Origin of the sequence: Streptomyces sp. NPDC005775, from assembly GCF_042871565.1 — a bacterium.
GTDB lineage: Bacteria > Actinomycetota > Actinomycetes > Streptomycetales > Streptomycetaceae > Streptomyces.
The window spans coordinates 79,308-95,503 of the sequence record NZ_JBIAIU010000014.1; the positions used below are offsets into that span (position 1 = coordinate 79,308).

The 16,196-nt window shown below is 69.8% G+C and carries 14 protein-coding genes; 6 read left to right on the top strand and 8 right to left on the bottom strand.

Features of this window, described 5'->3' with window-relative positions; translation table 11 throughout:
- Positions 1–44 precede the first annotated feature (44 nt).
- Entirely contained in the window at positions 45–1,112 is a 1,068-nt protein-coding gene (locus ACFYPA_RS28660; protein WP_359083042.1) for an aldose 1-epimerase family protein, read from the bottom strand.
- A complete protein-coding gene (locus ACFYPA_RS28665) occupies positions 1,109–1,855 on the bottom strand; it encodes a glucose 1-dehydrogenase (protein ID WP_359083043.1) in 747 nt (248 codons plus the stop codon). The genes ACFYPA_RS28660 and ACFYPA_RS28665 overlap by 4 nt, the downstream gene beginning before the upstream one ends.
- Positions 1,856–2,055: 200 nt before the next feature.
- On the opposite strand from ACFYPA_RS28665, the gene ACFYPA_RS28670 reads away from it, so the two are divergent.
- The 5 genes from ACFYPA_RS28670 to ACFYPA_RS28690 all read left to right on the top strand — a co-directional run bounded on the left by ACFYPA_RS28670 (position 2,056) and on the right by ACFYPA_RS28690 (position 7,456).
- A complete protein-coding gene (locus ACFYPA_RS28670) occupies positions 2,056–3,264 on the top strand; it encodes a CaiB/BaiF CoA transferase family protein (RefSeq protein ID WP_389135018.1) in 1,209 nt (402 codons plus the stop codon).
- Complete coding sequence (locus ACFYPA_RS28675; RefSeq protein ID WP_359318102.1) at positions 3,261–4,358, top strand: extracellular solute-binding protein; 1,098 nt, start codon at positions 3,261–3,263, stop codon at positions 4,356–4,358. The genes ACFYPA_RS28670 and ACFYPA_RS28675 overlap by 4 nt, the downstream gene beginning before the upstream one ends.
- Positions 4,355–5,158 carry an enoyl-CoA hydratase/isomerase family protein gene (locus ACFYPA_RS28680; protein WP_389135020.1) on the top strand — a complete coding sequence of 268 codons (804 nt, stop codon included), beginning with the start codon at positions 4,355–4,357 and terminating at the stop codon, positions 5,156–5,158. Before ACFYPA_RS28675 ends, ACFYPA_RS28680 begins: the two co-directional genes overlap by 4 nt.
- Positions 5,159–5,168: 10 nt before the next feature.
- Positions 5,169–6,341 (top strand): fumarylacetoacetate hydrolase family protein, encoded by a 1,173-nt coding sequence (locus ACFYPA_RS28685; RefSeq protein WP_389135023.1) that lies wholly within the window; start codon positions 5,169–5,171, stop codon positions 6,339–6,341.
- Positions 6,342–6,415: 74 nt separating this feature from the next.
- The gene (locus ACFYPA_RS28690; RefSeq protein WP_389135025.1) at positions 6,416–7,456 is read left to right on the top strand and encodes a LacI family DNA-binding transcriptional regulator; all 1,041 of its coding nucleotides are present in this window, start codon (positions 6,416–6,418) and stop codon (positions 7,454–7,456) included.
- An 82-nt stretch (positions 7,457–7,538) separates the two neighbouring features.
- Here the strand turns inward: ACFYPA_RS28690 and ACFYPA_RS28695 are convergent, their stop codons facing one another.
- Positions 7,539–8,198: a ThuA domain-containing protein gene (locus tag ACFYPA_RS28695; RefSeq protein ID WP_389135028.1), complete on the bottom strand. Its 660-nt coding sequence runs from the start codon at positions 8,196–8,198 to the stop codon at positions 7,539–7,541.
- A gap of 516 nt (positions 8,199–8,714) precedes the next feature.
- Here ACFYPA_RS28695 and ACFYPA_RS28700 point away from each other — a divergent pair.
- Positions 8,715–9,464: an FCD domain-containing protein gene (locus ACFYPA_RS28700; RefSeq protein WP_359083051.1), complete on the top strand. Its 750-nt coding sequence runs from the start codon at positions 8,715–8,717 to the stop codon at positions 9,462–9,464.
- Positions 9,465–9,527: 63 nt separating this feature from the next.
- Here ACFYPA_RS28700 and ACFYPA_RS28705 read toward each other — a convergent pair whose 3' ends face one another.
- The 5 genes from ACFYPA_RS28705 to ACFYPA_RS28725 all read right to left on the bottom strand — a co-directional run bounded on the left by ACFYPA_RS28705 (position 9,528) and on the right by ACFYPA_RS28725 (position 16,028).
- Positions 9,528–12,227 (bottom strand): hypothetical protein, encoded by a 2,700-nt coding sequence (locus ACFYPA_RS28705; RefSeq protein ID WP_389135031.1) that lies wholly within the window; start codon positions 12,225–12,227, stop codon positions 9,528–9,530.
- A 293-nt stretch (positions 12,228–12,520) separates the two neighbouring features.
- Positions 12,521–12,862 (bottom strand): L-rhamnose mutarotase, encoded by a 342-nt coding sequence (locus ACFYPA_RS28710; protein ID WP_389135033.1) that lies wholly within the window; start codon positions 12,860–12,862, stop codon positions 12,521–12,523.
- A gap of 144 nt (positions 12,863–13,006) precedes the next feature.
- Positions 13,007–13,849 carry a carbohydrate ABC transporter permease gene (locus ACFYPA_RS28715; protein ID WP_359083054.1) on the bottom strand — a complete coding sequence of 281 codons (843 nt, stop codon included), beginning with the start codon at positions 13,847–13,849 and terminating at the stop codon, positions 13,007–13,009.
- Entirely contained in the window at positions 13,846–14,757 is a 912-nt protein-coding gene (locus ACFYPA_RS28720; RefSeq protein ID WP_359083055.1) for a sugar ABC transporter permease, read from the bottom strand. Before ACFYPA_RS28720 ends, ACFYPA_RS28715 begins: the two co-directional genes overlap by 4 nt.
- A gap of 2 nt (positions 14,758–14,759) precedes the next feature.
- On the bottom strand, positions 14,760–16,028 hold the full coding sequence (locus ACFYPA_RS28725) for an ABC transporter substrate-binding protein (RefSeq protein WP_359083056.1): 1,269 nt from the start codon (positions 16,026–16,028) through the stop codon (positions 14,760–14,762).
- Positions 16,029–16,196: the final 168 nt, after the last annotated feature.

The window sequence follows — 16,196 nt, forward strand, 5'->3', positions numbered from 1 at the left end:
GGGCCGGTGCCCGGCCCCGCGACGCGGTCCGCTCCGTCGGGTGATCAGGCGGTCCGGCCGACCCGGAACGTCGTCGTGTACAGGCGTTCCTCACCCGGCTCCAAGAACGTCATGGAGCCGTCCTCCCGGGCCGCGGTCTCGCCCCGCACATGGTGCGTGGAGGGTTCGAAGCCCACGGCGTAGGCGCCCTCGCGCAGGTGCATCCACTGGAAGAAGGACGGGAACTGCGCCTGGTCGTACTCCAGCTCGAAGTACATCCCCAGGCGGTCGTTCACCAGCCGGGGCCGTACCGAGCCGTCTGCGTCCGGTTCCAGTTCGTGCTCGTAGACCTGCTCGACGAATCCGGACAGCGGGCCGGGCATCTCGGTGTTCGAGACGCCCTGTTCGGCGACGCTGTCGCTCTGCCACAGCGTGCGGCGCAGCGGCATCTCGTAGCGCGCGCCCTCGTCCAGGAAGGGCCAGCCGACGTTGATGTGGTAGAGGAACATGTGCGGTGTGGGGTCGAAGCCCGCGTTGCGCACCCGGTCGATGAGCCGGATCTCCGTGCCGCCGAGATCGGCCTCGATGCGGCGGGTGAGCCGCAGGTGCTCACCGAAGATCGCGGCCTGGCGGACCTCGCCCTCCGCCCAGAGGACGCAGTGGTCCTCGTCCTGCCACTGCTCGCCGTAGCCGGTGAGCCGGGCGGGCAGATTGCCGACCCGGCCGTGCAGGGCGTGGGAGGCGGTGCGGCGCGGCGGGTAGCGGTACTGCGAGGCGTCCACCTCGGCGCCGAACAGGGTGTGGTCGAGACCGGCGGTGAGCAGCAGACCCGAGAAGCTGCGCATCATCGACAGGCCGTCGTCGTCGCGGTACTCGTGCAGGCCGGGGTGGCGGAACCCGGTCGCGGAGCGCCAGCCGAACCCGCGGCCCAGGAACTCCGCCCCACCGAGGTCCATGGCCCGGTCCACGAGCACATCGAAGGAGAGTCCGGCGCCGGTACGGAACTCCAGCGTGCGGATGCCGCGTTCGGAGCCGTCGTCCAGGACGACGGACCGCACACCGCCGGCGGCTGCGAGGTCGCCCGCGTGCCGGGCGAGGGCGTGACGGTCGTAGTCGCGTCCGTTCAGCTTCACGCCATCACCCACCCTCCGTTGACCTCCAGGCACTGGCCGGTGACGAAGGAGGAGTCCGGTCCGGCGAGGAAGGAGACGGCCGAGGCCAGCTCCTCGGGGCGGCCGCGCCGCTTGAGAGCCTGATGGTCGAGCACATGCCGCGTGTAGGCCTCGGGATCGTCGTGGATCTCCTCGGCCGCCGTGGGGAACGCGCCGGGGGAGACGCAGTTGACGCGGATCTCCGCAGGCCCGAGCTCGCGGGCGAGTGCGCGGGTGAAGGCGACGGCCGCGCCCTTCGTGGAGATGTAGGCGGCGAGCGAGTCCCAGCCCCCGTGCATGGTGATCGAGGCGACGTTGACGATCGCCCCGCCGCCCGTGCGAGTCATGCGTCGCGCGGCCGCCTGAGCGGCGACCCAGTAGGCGCGTTGGTTTACGGCGACCACATCCTCGTACTCCGCCAGCGGCACGTCGAGGAAGGGCCGGCTCGGGTACACGGCGGCGTTGTTGACCAGGACGCGCAGGGTGCCCAGCTCGGCCGCGGTCCGTTCGACCGCCGCTTCGACCGCTTGTGCGTCGCGCAGGTCGGTGGCCAGAGCCAAGGCGCGGGCACCCGACTTCCGCACCTCCTCGACCGTCTGCTCGAGTGATGCGGCGTCGCGGTCGAGCACGGCCACATCGTGCCCGTCGGCGGCCAGACGGGAGGCTATGGCGCGCCCCAGGGCGCCGCCGGCGCCGGTCACGAGTGCTGCTTGCGGTTGACTCATCGGTGGTTCCCATCTTCCCGGTGCCGGCCGGGCGCCGCGGGGCGGATCGAGGCGTTGACACTGCGAGCGGTGCCCGCATAGCGTGAATGTTAGCGCTGCCGGTAGCGCTAACAAAGAGCTTGGAACAACAAATGCGGCGACGACGCGGTGAGTTCCCTTCCCTCCCTCCTCCTCGCCTCCCTCCCCTTTCAAGGAGTCCCATGACGACGCCTGACAAGCCCGGGATACTCAGCGGGTACCGGGTCCTCGACTGCTCCATCGCGATGGCCGGCCCGTTCGCTGCCCAGCGGCTCGGCGACCTCGGGGCCGACGTGGTCAAGGTCGAGCCGGTCACCGGGGAATGGCAGCGTCATGCGGCCGCAGGAGGCGCGGGCGGGAACCGGATCAACGTCTCCTTCCTCTCGCTGAACCGCAACAAGCGCTCCCTCGCCGTCGACCTCAAGGACCCGGACGGCAAAGAGGTACTCCGCCGGCTCGTGGCCGACGCCGACGTCTTCCTGCAGAACTACCGCCCCGGCGTCGCCGCCCGCCTCGGCGTCGACTACGCCTCGCTGGCGGAGATCAACCCGTCCCTCGTGTACGTCTCCATCTCCGGCTACGGCGAGGACGGCCCCTACGCCCAGCGCCCCGGGCAGGACCTGCTGCTCCAGGCGATGTCCGGTGCCATGCTCTCCGCGGGACGCGCCGGCGAGGCACCGCAGGCCGCGGGCCAGTACCTCGTGGACGCCGTCACCGCGTCCACCGCCTTCGAGGGGGCGCTCGCCGCGCTGCTGCACCGCGAACGCACCGGTGAGGGACAGCTCGTGACGGTGAACATGCTGGACGCCGTCACCACACTCCAGATGCAGGAACTGTCGGTGCACACCGTGGGCGGTCTGGCGCAGAACCGCTCCGGCGAACCGCACGCACATGTCTACATCCGCGCGCCCTACGGCGCGTTCGAGACCGCGGACGGCTACATCGTCCTCGCGTTCCCGCCGCTGAAGACACTCGGTGAACTCCTCGGCGAGGAAAGCTTCCAGTCCATGGAGGACGAGGAGCACGGCTGGACCCACCGCGACGAGCTCTTCTCGCGCACCGCGTCCCGGCTCCGTGCCCGTACTTCGCGCCACTGGCTCGACGCCTTCGAGGCCGCGGGCGTATGGGCCGGACCGGTCTACGGCTACGCGGACCTGGTCGACGACCCGCAGATCCGCCACAACGGCACCTTCGTCACCTACGACCACCCCACCGAAGGCCGGGTGAAGGTGCCCGGGTTTCCTTACAAGTTCTCCGCCACGCCGCCCCGTATCGACCGAGGTGCACCGCTCACCGGCCAGCACTCGCGCGAGATCCTGGCCGAAGCGGGCCTCGGCCGGAAGGAGATCGAGGCGCTGTTCGCCTCCGGCACCGTGACGGAGACTTCGTGACCTACGCCGGACTGACCTGGGACCACCCGCGCGGCCATGACGCCCTCGCCGCCGCGGCCGGCGGCCTCGTGCGCTGGTCCGTCCAGCCGCTGGAGGGTTTCGAGTCCCATCCCGTCGACGAACTCTGCGCCCGCTACGACCTCGTCGTGCTGGACCATCCGCACCTCGGCGAGGCACTCGCCGCGGGCTGCCTCCGCCCCCTGGACGACCTCTTCGGCAGGGAGGAACTGGACGGCTGGCACGCCGGCTCGATCGGACCCACCATGCGCTCGTACGCGATGGAAGGCAGCCAGTGGGCCCTGCCCCTGGACGCGGCCACCCAGGTCTCCGCGACCCGCACCGATCTTGCCGGGGAGCCGCCCACCACCTGGGAGGAGGTGATGGGCCTCGCGCGCCGCGCGCCGGTGGCCCTGTCGCTCGCCGGACCGCACGCCTTCCTCACCTTCGCCTCCGTCGCCGTCGCACTCGGCGAGGAACCGGCCGCCGACCCCGGTGAACTGATCAGCGATACGACGGGACGCGCCGTCCTGGACCTCATGGCCGGGATCGACGCCCGCGCACCCGCCCGTACGCGCACTCTCAACCCGATCGGGCTGCTGGAGCTGATGGCGGGCACCGACCGCCTGGCGCACTGCCCGCTGGTGTACGGCTATGTGACCTACGCGGACCGGCTGACGTTCACCGACGCCCCGACCGCCCGACCGGGGGGACGGCCGGGCTCCACCCTCGGCGGCACCGGACTCGCCGTCAGTTCCCGCTGCAACCCCACCTCGGAACTCCTGGACCACATCCGCTGGCTGATGTCGCCCTCCGTCCAGTGCGGATTCCTGCCCCGGCACAGCGGGCAGCCGAGCGCACGCGCCGCCTGGACCGACCCGGCGATCGTCGCGGCGGATTTCTACCGCCGGACCGCCACCACCTGTGAGCAGGCGTGGGTCCGCCCCCGCCACGCCGGCTACATCGGCTTCCAGAGCGCCGCCTCCGCCGTCGTCCGGGACGCCCTGGCCGGCGAGACCGGCCACCGGGCGGCAATCGACCGGCTGCGAGCTCTCTACCGCGCGAGCCGCACCACGAAGGAAGCAGGACGAGCATGACCGAGACCACCAGCACCCCGCCCGACCTCGGCACCGGACACGTCCTGCTCGACGTGGTTGACCGTGTGGCCACCCTGACGCTGAACCGGCCCGAGAAGCTGAACGCCGTGACCCCCGAGATGTCCCGCGCCCTGGTCCGGGCCGTGCGATGGTGCGACACCACGGACGATGTCCGCGCGGTGATCCTGACCGGTGCGGGCGGGCGCGCCTTCAGCGCCGGATCGGACATCCGCGAACTCGACGGATACCGTACGCCGTGGGAGTTCCGCAACCGCGTCGACTACTGCGACGCCATCCGCGAGGCACGGACGCCCACGATCGCGGCCGTCGGCGGCTACGCCCTCGGCGGCGGGCTGGAGACCGCCCTGTCCTGCGACATCAGGATCGCCTCACGGACGGCGTCCTTCGGAGCACCGGAGATCACACTCGGCTGGATCGGGGGCGGCGGCATGGCGGCCTTCCTCAGCCGCGCGGCCGGCCCCAGCAACGCGGCACTCATGCTGCTCACCGGAGACCGCGTCGACGCCGCACGGGCGCTGGAGTGGCACCTGGTCAGCGAGGTGGTCGCTCCCGGCGAACTGCTCGACCGGGCCAAGGCCCTCGCCGCGGTCATCGCCTCCCGGGCCCCCGTGGCGGCGGAGACCGCCAAGATCAACCTGCGGGCGGCCGGGAATCTGCCCGAGGACCAGGCCCTCGCCTACGAACGGGACCTGCAGACCATCTGCTTCGCCACCGAGGACGCCGCCGAAGGCCGCCGCGCGTTCGCCGAGAAGCGCCCGCCCGTTTTCCGCAAAGCCTGAGAGGAACGACATGACCCAGTGGCCCGACGCCGACACCACCCTTCCCGACGACGGCACGGAAGGGGCCCTCGTCGGCCGGGTCTGGCAGCCTGGCATCGGTCCCTGCGTCGTAGCCGTCCGCGAGAGCGGTGTGCACGACGTGACGGGGACCTTCCCGACCGTCCGCGACCTGTGCGAATCGCCCGACCCGGCGGCGCAGTTGCGTACGGCCGACGGCGAGTGCCTCGCCGGACTCGACGAACTGCTGGCCAACACCCCACCCGAGAAACGTGATCCCGCACGTCCCTGGCTGCTCGCTCCCGTGGACCTTCAGGCGGTCAAGGCCGCCGGCGTGACCTTCGTGGTGTCCATGCTGGAGCGGGTGATCGAGGAACGTGTGCGGGGTGAGGCCTCCGGCGCCGCCGAGGTGCGCGAGCGGATACGCGGACTCGTCGGGGACGATGTGGCATCCCTGCGGCCCGGCTCCGCGGAGGCCGCCGCGCTGAAGGAACTCCTGGTCGCCCGGGGAATGTGGAGCCAGTACCTGGAGGTGGGCATCGGGCCCGACGCCGAGATCTTCACCAAGGCCCCGGTGCTGGCCGCCGTCGGCACCGCGACCGATGCCGGGGTCCTTTCCACCTCGCGGTGGAACAACCCCGAACCGGAGATGGTGATGGTCGTCTCCTCCGCCGGGAAGGTCGTGGGCGCTACTCTCGGGAACGACGTCAACCTCCGTGATGTGGAGGGCCGTTCGGCGCTCCTGTTGTCGAAGGCGAAGGACAACAACGCCTCCGCCGCCCTCGGGCCGTTCGTGCGGCTCTTCGACGCGGGCTTCGGGATCGACGACGTGCGGCAGGCGGCGGTGGCCCTGACCGTCGAGGGCCAGGAAGGCTACCGACTTGACGCGGTGTCCTCCATGTCCGCCATCAGCCGCGATCCACTGGACCTCGTCGGTCAGCTGATCGGTCCGCACCACCAGTACCCCGACGGCGCGGTGCTCTACCTGGGCACGATGTTCGCCCCCGTCGAGGACCGTGACGCTCCGGGCCAGGGCTTCACCCATCACGACGGGGACCTGGTCACCATCGCCACGCCCCGGCTCGGTTCACTCGTCAGCCGGATCAGGCCGAGCGACGCGTGCGAGCCGTGGACCTTCGGAATCTCCGATCTGATGCGCTCCCTGGCCGCACGAGGAGCGCTGTGACGCAGGGCGCGCCGTCCGCCCGGACCGGCCGGGCGGACGGCGGGGCGGCGGGCGCAATGGATATCGTCTCGGATGTGACCCAGCCACCCCGCCGCCCACGCAAGCGTTCCGCCACCCGTTCGGTGACCCTGTCGGACGTGGCGGCGGCGGCCGGGGTGTCCGCCCAGACGGTCTCCCGGGTCGTGCGCGACCCGCGGTCGGTGCCGGACGAGACCCGGGCCAACGTCGAAGCGGCCATTGCGGCCACCGGCTACGTGCCCAACCTCGCCGCCAGCAACCTGGCGTCGAACCGCAGCCGCACGGTCGGTGTCCTGGTCCCGCAGATCAACGCGTCGGTCTTCGCGGACACCGTTCACGCCTTCTCGACCGCCCTGGCGGCCCACGGCTACCAGATCTTCGTCGGCACGACCGACTACCGGCCGGAGCACGAGGAGGACGTGCTGCGGAGTTTCCTCGGCCGGCGGCCGGACGGACTGCTCATGGTGGGAACCGACCACACCCCCGGCACCCGTGCCCTGCTGGCCGCCGCGGGAGTGCCCGTCGTGGAGACCTGGGGCTGGACGGACGACCCGGTGGACCTGCTGGTCGGCTTCTCCAACGCGGCGGCGGCCGCCGCGATGGTCGGGCACCTCGTCGAGCGGGGCCGGCGCAGGATCACGTTCGCCGGGCGGCACACCTCCGGCGACCCCCGGGCCGCCGAGCGGCTCGACGGCTACGGGTCCGCTGTCCGGGAGCTGCTGGGAACTGCTCCGCGCACGGTGGACGCGGGGCCGGAGCCGGTATCCATGGACACCGGCGTCGCGCTCCTGGACCTTGTACTGGAACGGTATCCGGACTCCGACGCCGTGATGTTCTCCAGCGACGTCTTCGCCGCAGGCGCCCTGCAGGCTTGCGTGCGCCGGGGGATCGACGTCCCCGGCACGCTGGCCCTGGCCGGGTTCGGCGACTTCGAACTGGCCCGGCACCTCGTCCCCTCGCTCACCACGGTGGCGGTGCCCGGCATCCTTATCGGCGAGCTGGGGGCCGAGTTGCTGCTGGAGAGGATGCGCGGCACCCCGGTCGGCGTTCCGCACCGCGACGTGGGCTACCGGGTCGTCGCCCGCGCAAGCTCCTGACGCGGGGGCGCTGCCCGGGCCGGGGCGGATCCCGCTGAGGCTCGGGGGCGGCCGGCCCACCGGCGAGCGGCCGCCCCGGGCCTCAGCGTGCCGCCCAGACCAGGCCCCGTTCGACCATCTTCGCGGTCTGCGGCACCTCCAGGTCCGCGACGCGGTGGCCGAGGGTGCAGACGAAGACCCGGCCGGCTCCCCAGCGGCGCGTCCACACGACGGGGAACTCGACCGGCTCGTCCCACTGGCCGCCGTCGGGGGAGAGGACCGAGGTGGCCAGCACCGTGTTCAGAGTGTCCGTCAGCACCCAGTAGTGCTCGGTGAGGACGTCGAAATCCTCGATGCCCCGGGTGATCTCGCCGTCCCGGTCCGGCAGGGCCGTGATGCGGACGGTGAAGTCCTGGAACCCGTCCGGGTGCCACAGGAACCGTCCCCCCACCATGCGCAGATAGCGAGCGGCGGCGACATTCGTTCCGATGACGCCGCCGTGCCAGCCGGCGAATCCCGTTCCCGCCTCCACGGCCGAGACGAGGGTGCGCTCCTGAAGGGGCGTCAGTTCGCCCCCGGACCATGAGTGGACGACGAGGTCGGTGGCGGCGAGCAGGTCCGCATCCTCGTACACCGCCAGGTCATCGGCGACGGATACGTCGAACCCCGCGCGTTCGAGCCGGGGAATGAACAACCGGGTGCATCCGACCGGGTCGTGCCCCTCCCAGCCGCCGCGTACCACCAGGGCGTTGCGCTGACTCACTTCGGATTGCCTCCGTACGGTGTCGGTTGCCCCTGCGGCGGGTGATGGTTCCGCTCGCCGGCTGCCGAGCGGAACCGCGCGCCCGGTCGATTGCTGCCGGATCCTTCAACTCCCCGCCTCTGAGTGCGAATTGTGGGACGGGGAGTAACCTGGCGCGAAGCTTTCCGGGCCTTCCCGGTGGTGACGCTCCGTTCGCTCCCCGGCCCGCTGTGCCTGTCGTAGTCGTGGACCGGAACCCAGTGACATGCGTCGCACCCCGCCCTGGTTTGAAGCGTGTCGCATGGTGGTGAACGGGCGAATCCTGCCCCCGGAGCCCTGACCGGGCATGGCCGAAGTGCCTTTCGTGGGCGGCCGGTCCGGCCCCCGGGTGTGCTCTCGCCTCCGGGGCGGTCGTGTGACCGGAAACCTTGGTCATCACTTATGATACGAGTGATGACCTTAGCATGTTCCGCTAGCCTTGAGCCCTCGGACAGTGGGGACCGGGCACACCTGCACACATTGGGAGTCGCTGACCAGATGAGTAACCCATCCGCGGACGCCGTTGCCGTGTCCCCCCGTCAACGGCGCCGGCCTCCCCTCGCCGCCGCCGTCGTGCAGAGCCTGGCGACGGCCATCGTGCTCGGCGAGTACCCGCCCGGAACGGTACTTCCCTCGGCGGGCGTCCTGTGTGAACAGTACGAGGTGAGCCGCACCGTCATCCGCGAGGCGACCATGGCCCTCTCCGAGAAGGGCCTCGTCGCGACGCGTCAGGGATGGGGGACGGTCGTGCTCGATCAGGAGCAGTGGAGTCTGCTCGACCCCCTGATCCTCGACGCCCTCTTCCAGCGGAAGGACCGGCTGGCCTTCCTCGACAACCTGATCGAGATCCGGACGACCCTTGAGTGCGCCATGTCCGCCCGCGCCGCCCGTCTCATGGACGACACGCAGGCGGAGGCGCTCTCGGCCAAGCTCGACGAACTCGCGGCTCTGCGAGGCGACCCGGAGGCGTACTCCCGCGCCGACATCGAGTTCCACGAGATCATCCACCGTGCTTCGCGGGACGCGTTCGGGCGGGCCATCGTGTCGAGCATCCAGGGCAAGGCCGTGCGCTACCCCCAGTACAGCGGCGATCCCACGCGTGAGCACATCGAGTTGACGCACGAGGCGCACGCACGGATCGCGGCCGCCCTGCTCGCCGAGGACGCCGACGAGGCGGCCGAGGCGATGCGGGACCACATCACGTCCTCCTGGGAGCGCCGGCGACCGCTCGACACATCCGGCGCGTGACGTACGCCGGGGCATCCGTGTGCGGTGGATGCCCCGGCGTGAGGAGACGGTGTTACCTGGCGGCTACCGGTGAACGGTGTTCGTGTCACGGTTCGCAGGGCGGCCGATGCCCTGCGTCGTGACGCCGCGGTTCCACTCCCGGACCCACGCGGCCCCGTACGACCGCGCCACCGAACCGGAGGCGGAGAACCTGAGCGTGCCGAGGTCGAGACCCGTCTCCGCCACCGAGGTGGCCAGGACACTGCTCGTGTTGATCCGGTCGCTCCACCGCGACAGGCTGTACTGCGATGCCGGCTCGGCGAAGTCGGCCTTCGTCTCGATGAAGCCGCAGCAACCGACGATCACCGCGTGGTCGATCTCGACCCGCGACGGCACCCAGACCGAGCCGGGATCCTCCCACACCGTCGCGCGGCTGCAGCCGTTGGTCCCGGACGTGGTGTAGGCGGCGGCCGTGCACTCCTCGCCCGTCGCGGTCACGCGTGGCACGTACCAGTCGGTGATCTCCGGATACGTGATCGGCTTTCCGTCGGAGTACTTCTCCTTCCCGTTCGTGTAGTGCGCGTGCCAGGCGGCCACGGTCCGGGGCGTCGCGCTGTACTTCTCGCCCTCGCGGACGTCGAGGAACGTGTTGTAACGGCTCTCCAGCACCCAGCTGTTGGCCAGTGGAAGGCGGGTCTCGCCGTTCTTGTGGTAGATGCCGCCATGGCCCACGTGGTCCACCCCGATGAACACGTTGTCGTTCGCGGTGTTGCTGTGGCCGGAGTTGAAGTTGACGCCGGACTTCGCGTCGTTCACGACATTGTGGTGGAAGCGGACTCCGGTCGCGCCGTCGTCCATGTACAGCGCGTCGTTGGAACCCCCGATCTTCTCGAAGTGGTTGTAGGCGATCTCGTTGCCGAGGTAGGTGAAGTCCCGCCCGGCGTAGACGACTCCCATGTCGCCCGCGTTCTTCACCACGTCATAGAAGTGGTTGTGGTTGACGCGCATGTCGTTGCCCATGATCTGCACGGCCATGTGCGGCGCGTCGTGGACGTAGTTGTATTCGAACGTGTTCCCCACGCCGTACAGGTAACCGGCCGGGGTGTAGGTGGCGAGTCTGGAGAAACGGGTGATCTCGTTGTGGCGGGCGACGTTGTTTCCGCGTCCGAGCGTGGCGCGGTCGCCGCCGCCGAGCAGTACGCCTCCGCCGCCGAGATCGTGGAGGTAGGAGTTCTGCACGACGTTGTCGTGTCCGCCCCGCACGGTCTCGTAGTCCGGCATGCTGGTGATCGTGTCCGTCGTACGCCCGATCCGGATCGCGTCCATGCTCACCTGGGAGATGTCGACCCCGTCGATGAGGGTTCCGACGGCGTCCAGCAACTGCACGCCACTGACCAGGGATCCGGTCATGGCCAGGCCCCGGATGGTCACGCCCCGGGTGCCGTCGAGCAGCATGAAGTTCTTGTCGAACGTCTGCAGCGTTGTGGTCCTGCCCTCGATCGTGCCGTTCTGGGGCCGGTAGTAGAGGACGTCGTTGTCGCGGTAGCGGTCGATGTAGTACTCGCCGGCCGTGTCCATCTCCGACAGGACGTTGAGCACCTTGACCTTGGTCCAGGAGTCCTGCGGGATGTACATGGAGGGGTACTTCGTGTACAGCTTGTCGCCGCTCCACGACAGGATGCGCACCATGTCGTTGGCGTAGTTGTTGCCGAGGTAGCCCGAGAGCCAGCCCTCCGTCTCGGACGTGGTGTTGTCGATGTCCTCGATCCAGCGCGGATCCAGCTGGACCGGCACGCCGGAGTATTCGCCGAATCCGCGGGTGCCCGCATCGTCCACCGTGGGCACCGCCTCGGGTGCCCAGTTCCGGTAGCGGTCGCCACTGGCGGCGCGGCCGCCGACCGTGAAGACGGACGGGGTCATGCGCCGCATCTCCTCCGGGCTCCAGGTGTCCCGCTGCCCGGTGTCGGGGAGGAGCTGCTTCTTGTCCTCGAACTGGGCGCGGGGCGTCGTGCCGGAGCTGTTCCAGTCGCTCTCCGGCCCGAAGCGGGCGTCCGGATCCACGTTCATCAGGTCCCGGGGGCCGTCGGCCTTCCACTTGGCTCCCGTCCCCCACAGGTGGCAGGCGGTCTCCGTGGTGGCGCACGTGTTGCCGTCCGGGTACTCGGCCAGGGTCTGGGTACCGCCGTCGACGACGAGTTCCGGAGCGAACGGCTGCTGGACCCAGTTGAAGCCGTTCTTGTAGAGCGTGCCCGGGTCGATCCCGTGCGCGCCGAGGTCGAACACCCAGACGCCGTCACGCAGTTCCGGTGTGTTCAGGCGGGTGTGGGAGGAGTACCGGGGCTCGGTGAGCGTGTCGTCCGAGAGGTCGGTGAGCCTCTGCCAGCCGTCCGCCGGAAGTTCGTGCGACCCGGTCAGTGTGACCTTCTCATCGCGGTACGCGGCGTACGTCACCCACGAGTTCTCCTTGCCGCTGAGCCGGATGGTGTCATCGAGGACGTATGTGCCGCCCCGGATGTACACCGTCCCCCGCGCCCCGGGGGAGGTTCGACCGGCCAGCGCGTCCCGCGCCGCCGTGATCGTCCGCAGAGGGGCATCGCGGCCCCCGCTGTTCGCGTCGTCGCCGTCCGAGGCCGACACATAGACCGTGAGGGCCCCGGAGGAGGTCGCCTCTCCGGACGGCGCGGCCGACGCGGTGCCGGCCGCCGGCACGCCGACGCTCGTCACCAGCGCCAGGGCGACGGAGGCCAAAACGGCTCGCGCCGGTCGTCTCCCGGTTCTCGACATGGAGGAGCCTTTCGTTGGATTCCGTGATTCCGTCCCGGCCGCGACACCCTGTCCGCTGCGAGGCGTTCCGGCGTCCGTGCGGTCCGGCGTGCGTGAGTGGACGCCGGAGGGGACATCCGACACCCCCTGTGCCGCCCGGGTCGGCGCCGCAGGCAAACAGAACATGTATGACATGTGCAGACTATGGCTCCGGTTGACCCCGCACAAGCGTCACGACGGAACCGGATGCCGGAGAGTGGGGGCGAGGGGGTGCGGTGGTGGGAGGCGGCCGGGCGGAGCCGGCGGACGGCGCGTCAGTCCAGATGGAAGACCTCCTCCGCGTCCGCCCAGCGCTCCCCGGGCGCCGCCGAGCCGAGCGGCTGCTGGCAGGGATCGGTGAGGGTCCACCACCGCTGGGTCTCCGGGTCGGCGGCGACGGCGGCCATGTCGGCGTCGTAGTCGTCGCCGGTGTACTCGTAGTAGGCGAACAGTGTGTGGTCGCGCAGGAAGATGGAGTACGAGGTGATGTGGGCGCGGGACAGGGTGTCCAGGACAGGCTGCGGGACGGACCGGTGCAACTCCCGGTAATGCGCCTCCTGTTCCGGACGCAGACGGATCACGGAAGCGACCCGGCGCGGGGTACGGGATGTGGGCATGGCGGGGCTCCTTCGTGACGCGGGCCGGGTCGGCCCGCCAACGGCCGCTGCCGGCCGGGCGGATGGGCCGGGCCGGTCGGGTCTGGGGGAGAGAGCGACGGGCGGGCCGGCCGGGAGGTATCCGGCCGGCCCCGCCATCGGGGATCAGCCCTTCACAGCTCCTGCTGCGAGGCCGCTCATGACGTGACGTTGCATCACGACGAAGATCACCAGAATGGGGATCACGGCGAGCAGCAGGGTCGGGAACACCTTGGTGTAATCCGTCGAGTACTGGCCGACGGCGGCGTACACACCGGTGGTGACGGTGTAGACGTCACTGCCGGGGCCGAGGATCATCTGCGGACTGGCGAAGTCGTTCCACACGCTCAGGGAGTTCAGGATGAACACGGTGGCGATGATCGGCCGCATCAGCGGCACGATGATCCGCCACAGCGTGTAGTACTTGCCGGCCCCGTCGATGGCCGCGGCCTCGTCCAGGGACCGGGGCAGCACGCGGATGTAGCCGAAGAAGACGAACAGCGTGAACGGGATGGTGGTGGCTGTCATGAAGAGGATGAGGCCGGGCATCGTGCCCATCAGTCCCACGGCGCGGAGCACGAAGATGACCGGCACCAGGATCACCTGGGTCGGGATGAACAACCCCGAGATGAAGAAGAACAGCAGCAGCCGGGAGATCAGCTTCGGTGTGCGGGCCAGTACATAGGCCGCGGGCGCGCACACCACCATGGCCAGCGCGTTCACGCAGAGCACCAGCGCCAGAGTGGTGCCGTAGCCCTTGAGAATACTGAAGTCGGGGTTGTTCCACGCGTCCGCGAGGTGCTGGAAGGTCGCGGTGCCGAGGTCCAGGGTGAACGGGTTGCTGAGGATCTCCCGTTGACTCTTGAAGGCGTTGACCACCAGGAGGTACATCGGCACGAGCATGCCGAGGGACGCCAGGGTGATGAAGGCGACGCGCAGGGCGGCGGCCGAGGTGAGTGTCTTCTTCATCCGATGGACTCCGCGTCGTTCTCGGCGCGCCTGCGCAGGAAGAGGACCGTGAGGGACAGGACCGCGGCCGCGAGGATCAGCAGAACGGCCTGGGCCGATGCCACGCCGATGTTCCGCTGGGGGAACGAGACCGCGAGGATCGAGTAGGCGAGGGTCTTGGTCGATCCCGCGGGACCGCCCCCCGTCAGCGACACGACGACGTCGTACGTCTTCAGCAGCGAGATGCCTGAGGTGATGACGGCGACCGTCACCGTGGAAGCCAGCGATGGCCAGGTGACGGCACGGAAGGTCTGCCACCGGCCGGCACCGTCGAGCTTCGCCGCCTCCAGCAGATCCTCCGGCACGGCCTGGAGTCCCGCCAGATACAGGATCAACTGCACGCCGAACAGGGACCAGACGATGACGAGGATCATCGACCACAGGGCCCAGTCGGGGTCGCTGAGGAAGGGCAGGCTGTCGGTCCCGACCTTCTCCAGCATGGTGTTGACGACACCCTGGGGCCCGAGGATCGCCTGCCACAGGAAGCCGACGACGAGCGCGCTCAGGACATGCGGGTAGAACATGACCACCCGGCCGAAGGTGTTGAACCGGTTGGTGCGCTTCAGCAGCAGCGCGAGGCCGAGCGCCGCGACGTTGACGGCGACCGCGCCCACCACGGCCACCACGGCGGTGATCACCATCGTGCCCGTCATGTCGTCGGAGCCGAAGATGGTGCGGTAGTTGTCCAGCCCGATGAACTCGGGGACTCGGGTGGGGAATCCGTTGTACCTGGTGAAGCTGTAGTAGAACGCGTAGATCACCGGTACGACCAGGAGTGCGGCATATATCAGCACCGCGGGGACGACCATGCTGATACTGACGCCCGCGTTGCGCCGGCGCCGCTGCTTGGAGGGGAGTATGCGTGCCATGGTCAGCGGTTCTCGTCGGTCCACTGGTCGATGGCCTTGGCGGCGTCGGCCGGGCTCGCCCCCGTGTAGAGGCTCTGAGCGACCTCGGTGAACTTGGGGTTGAAGCCCGTCACCGGCAGCCGTACGTTGCCCTGACCCTCGCCCACGGCCACGAGCGCGGGAGTATCGTCGAGAATGCCCTGGATCTGGGCGTCGGTACCTGTCTGCTTGACGTCGGACTTCTGGCGGAACACCCCGTCGGAGCCGAGCTGCGCCTTGACGGCCGCCGGGTCGGTCACGAGGAACTCCACCAGCTCCTTCGCGCCGGCCTCGTCCGACGCGCCCTTGTGCACCATGTACGGGTTGGCCATGGTGGCGCCCTGCGGACCGGGATAGCTCTTGCCGTCGGCGGCCGGCGGGGAGAACACGCCCACTTCGAAGGGCAGCTTCCCGGCCTTGGCCAGCGTGGCGGTGAACCAGCTGCCGTTGGTGTAGAGGCCGGCCTTGCCGGCGATGAAGTTGCCGTCCGCCTGCGAGGGGTTGAGTCCGGCGTCACTCTTGGCTATGTAGCCGGCGTCGATCCAGTCCGCGTACATCTGGAAGGCGGGCTTGTAGACATTGCCCACGGTGAGCTTCTGGTCCGTGACGGCGCTCTGCCACTTCGGGTGGAGCTCGTTGAGCGTCGGGTGGTAGATCTGCTGGAGCTGGAGGCCGGTCTGGTAGTCGCCCGCGGTCTGCATCGGCGTGTAGCCGGCCTTCTTGAGCTTGCCCAGATCGGCGGTCATCTCCTTCCAGGTGGTCGGAGTCGCGGTGATGCCGGCCTTCTTGAACGCGGTCTTGTTGTAGTAGACGAGCGACTGGGGCTGGGTGCCGACGCCGACGGCGAAGTGCGTGTCGCCGATGGCGTACGCGTCGAACATCGGGGTTCCCTTGGCCCAGGCCTCACCGCTGAGGTCGACCAGCTCCGGAGCCGTGTCGTCGTCCGGAAAGATGGACTGGATGACATCGGGGGCGGTCCCCGCGGCCAGTTGCTGGGGGAAGGACTCGGCGACGGACTTGCCGGTCGGGCCCTCGATCTTCACCTTCAGACCGGTCTTGTCCTCGAACGGCTTGACCAGCTTCTCCCAGTAGGCCCGGTCGAGGTTGTCGGTCAGGTTGACCATCATCCGGACCTCGCCGTCCTTGCCGCCGGACGTACCGGAGCCCGACGAGCAGGCCGCGAGGAGCAGCAGCGGAACCACGGCGGCAAGGGCGGCTCCGCGCGCCTTGCTCCCTCGGTTGGCAGACATCATTGTCGACTCTCTTTTCCTCGGTAGGGAAAGCTGGTGATCAACGTTCGCTGGACTGCGGGGGGGGGGGGGGGGGGGGGCCGGGGCGCCCCCCCCCCCCCGGGGGGCCGGGCGCCCACCGCCGGGTTGTCGGGGGGTGGCCCCGCCCCCGCCCCCCGGGAGATTACCGCG

Bases quoted from the DNA above. Each gene is read 5' to 3' on its own strand.
- ACFYPA_RS28705 (WP_389135031.1), bottom strand. From the start codon at position 12,227: ATGTCGAGAACCGGGAGACGACCGGCGCGAGCCGTTTTGGCCTCCGTC.
- ACFYPA_RS28670 (WP_389135018.1), top strand. From the start codon at position 2,056: ATGACGACGCCTGACAAGCCCGGGATACTCAGCGGGTACCGGGTCCTC.
- ACFYPA_RS28710 (WP_389135033.1), bottom strand. From the start codon at position 12,862: ATGCCCACATCCCGTACCCCGCGCCGGGTCGCTTCCGTGATCCGTCTG.
- ACFYPA_RS28685 (WP_389135023.1), top strand. From the start codon at position 5,169: ATGACCCAGTGGCCCGACGCCGACACCACCCTTCCCGACGACGGCACG.
- ACFYPA_RS28665 (WP_359083043.1), bottom strand. From the start codon at position 1,855: ATGAGTCAACCGCAAGCAGCACTCGTGACCGGCGCCGGCGGCGCCCTG.
- ACFYPA_RS28725 (WP_359083056.1), bottom strand. From the start codon at position 16,028: ATGATGTCTGCCAACCGAGGGAGCAAGGCGCGCGGAGCCGCCCTTGCC.
- ACFYPA_RS28700 (WP_359083051.1), top strand. From the start codon at position 8,715: ATGAGTAACCCATCCGCGGACGCCGTTGCCGTGTCCCCCCGTCAACGG.
- ACFYPA_RS28720 (WP_359083055.1), bottom strand. From the start codon at position 14,757: ATGGCACGCATACTCCCCTCCAAGCAGCGGCGCCGGCGCAACGCGGGC.
- ACFYPA_RS28680 (WP_389135020.1), top strand. From the start codon at position 4,355: ATGACCGAGACCACCAGCACCCCGCCCGACCTCGGCACCGGACACGTC.
- ACFYPA_RS28715 (WP_359083054.1), bottom strand. From the start codon at position 13,849: ATGAAGAAGACACTCACCTCGGCCGCCGCCCTGCGCGTCGCCTTCATC.